3 protein-coding genes are annotated in these 2,165 nt (G+C 67.1%); all 3 read left to right on the top strand.

Features of this window, described 5'->3' with window-relative positions; genetic code table 11:
• Nucleotides 1-151: 151 nt before the first annotated feature.
• Nucleotides 152-520 (top strand): transposase, encoded by a 369-nt coding sequence (locus tag TW83_RS08605; protein ID WP_204245734.1) that lies wholly within the window; start codon nucleotides 152-154, stop codon nucleotides 518-520.
• The gene (gene tnpB / locus TW83_RS08600) at nucleotides 517-873 is read left to right on the top strand and encodes an IS66 family insertion sequence element accessory protein TnpB (RefSeq protein ID WP_071209476.1); all 357 of its coding nucleotides are present in this window, start codon (nucleotides 517-519) and stop codon (nucleotides 871-873) included. The genes TW83_RS08605 and tnpB overlap by 4 nt, the downstream gene beginning before the upstream one ends.
• A 69-nt stretch (nucleotides 874-942) precedes the next feature.
• On the top strand, nucleotides 943-2,165 hold a 1,223-nt coding region (locus TW83_RS08595; RefSeq protein ID WP_045982360.1), incomplete at its 3' end, for an IS66 family transposase.

Below are 2,165 nucleotides of genomic sequence, written 5' to 3'. Positions count from 1 at the left end.
GTAAGCGCGACGCGGCCCCCCTCCTGCCGCTTCTGATCTGACCGGGCCATTTTCTGTACGCATGAGCGTTGGAGGTGTTGGTTTGGAACGAGACGGCAAAGTGGGCGTCCATTTGGACGGCCCAGGGGACGGCAGGGTTTCTCGGCTAGAGGTGATCGAGGGGCCGAGCGGGCGTCGGCGGCGCACGAAGGCGGAGCGGGCGCGGGTCGCTGCGGAGAGCCTGGTGCCGGGGGCCTCGGTAACGGATGTCGCGCGGCAGCACGGGACGACGCGCTGGCAGGTCTACGACTGGCGGAAGAAGTTGCGGACGGGGCAGCTTGTCGTGCCCGAGAGCGTGGCGGCCCTGCCGATGTTTGCAGAGTTGGTCGTCGAGGGTCCCGCAGCGGCGATGCCGGCAGAGACGGAGGTCGCCACCGGCGTGGAGATCGTTGTCGGCGATGTCGTGATCCGCGTCGGGGCCGACGCCGATGAGATCCTGCTGACCAGGTCCATCCGGGCGGCGCGGACGGCGACATCATGATGCTCGGTCAGGGAGGGCCAACAAAGGTCTATGTGGCGACGCGCCCGGTGGACTTCCGCAAGGGGATCGATGGCCTCGCGCTGGCGGTGCAGGAGATGTCCGGGCTCGATCCATTCTGTGGGGCGGTCTTCGTCTTCCGCTCGAAACGGGCGGACAGGATCAAGCTGCTGGTTTGGGATCAGACCGGAATGGTGCTCGTTCACAAGCGCCTTGAGGGAGGCAAGTTCGTCTGGCCGCAGATGCGGGACGGAGTGATGCGGATCTCCTCGGCGCAGCTGGCGGCTCTGTTCGAAGGGTTGGATTGGCGGCTGGTGCGGCCGGAACGGGCGCGGCGTCCGCTGGTCGCAGGGTGAGCGGGCGGACGCACGGGAATTCCCTGTTTTTGCTAGCCAGAACCGCGTTTGCGTGATTCACTCCGAGGCATGGATGCCGATGCCCTCAGCCGTGAGAACGCTCATCTGAAGGCCCGCCTGACCGAGGTCGAGGCGGCGCTCGTGGAGGTGCAGGAGGCCAATCGTCGGCTGGAGGGCATCCTGCGGGCATCGCAGCGCGAGCGCTTCGGCAAGAGTTCCGAGAAGCTGTCACCCGACCAGTTCAATCTGCCGCTCGAGGATGCCGAACTGGCCCAAGGCGTCCTCGCGGCCGCGCAGGAAAAGGCAGAGGCCGCGCTTGCCCAAACGCGCGGGGAAGAACCTCGCAAGCCCGCGCGCAACCGCGGGCATCTGCCGGCGCACCTGCCCAGGGTCGAGCGCGTGATCGAGCCCGCCAGCATCCAATGCCCCTGCGGCTGCGGTGAGATGGCCCGGATCGGGGAAGATATATCCGAGCGGCTCGACGTAATCCCGGCGCAGTTCCAGGTGCTGGTGACGCGGCGCCCGAGATACGCCTGTCGCCGCTGCTCGCAGGCCGTCGTGCAGGCGCATGCCCCTGAGCATGTCGTCCCTGGCGGGCTGCCGACCGAACGGCTGATCGCGTGGATCATCGTCTCGAAGTTCGGCGACCACCTTCCGTTCTACCGCCAAGCGGGGATCTTCGAGCGGCAAGGTCTCCACCTCGACCGTGGCACACTCGGCAACTGGACGGGGCGCGCCTGCTTCCACCTGATGCCTGTCATCGACCACATGAAGGCTCATCTGCGCAGCGCCGACCGGATCTTCGTGGACGAGACCCGCGCGCCGGTGCTCGATCCGGGCCGGAAGGCTACCAAGAGCGGCTACTTCTGGGCCGTCGTGTCCGACGATCGCGGCCATGGCGGTGTCGGTCCGCCCATCGTGCTGTTCCACTACGCCCCCGGCCGAGGACGGGAGCATCCGCTAAAGTTCCTCGCCGGATACCGCGGCCGGTTCCTGCAATGTGACGCCTACCAGTCCTACAACGCGCTGACCGAGATCACGCGCGATGAGGGGCCGTGGCAGTTGGTCAATTGCTGGACCCATGTCCGCCGTCGCTTCGTGAAGCGCTTTGAAAGCGAGGGCTCGCCCATCGCCGAGGAGATGCTGCGCCAGATCGCATTGCTGTATCAGATCGAGAAGACCGTGCGCGGCCAGGCTCCCGCCGACCGTCTCGCCGTCCGGAGCGCCCAGGCCGCCCCGATCATCGCCGCGCTCAAGCCCTGGCTTGGAACTCAGCTGTCGCGCATCCCGCA

The organism is Paracoccus sp. S4493 (assembly GCF_000967735.1).
Taxonomy (GTDB): Bacteria; Pseudomonadota; Alphaproteobacteria; order Rhodobacterales; family Rhodobacteraceae; genus Paracoccus; species Paracoccus marcusii.
The sequence above is the reverse complement of the archived record's forward strand: the minus strand, read 5'-3'. Positions and strand labels throughout refer to the sequence as shown.

Bases quoted from the DNA above. Each gene is read 5' to 3' on its own strand.
- tnpB (WP_071209476.1), top strand. From the start codon at position 517: ATGATGCTCGGTCAGGGAGGGCCAACAAAGGTCTATGTGGCGACGCGC.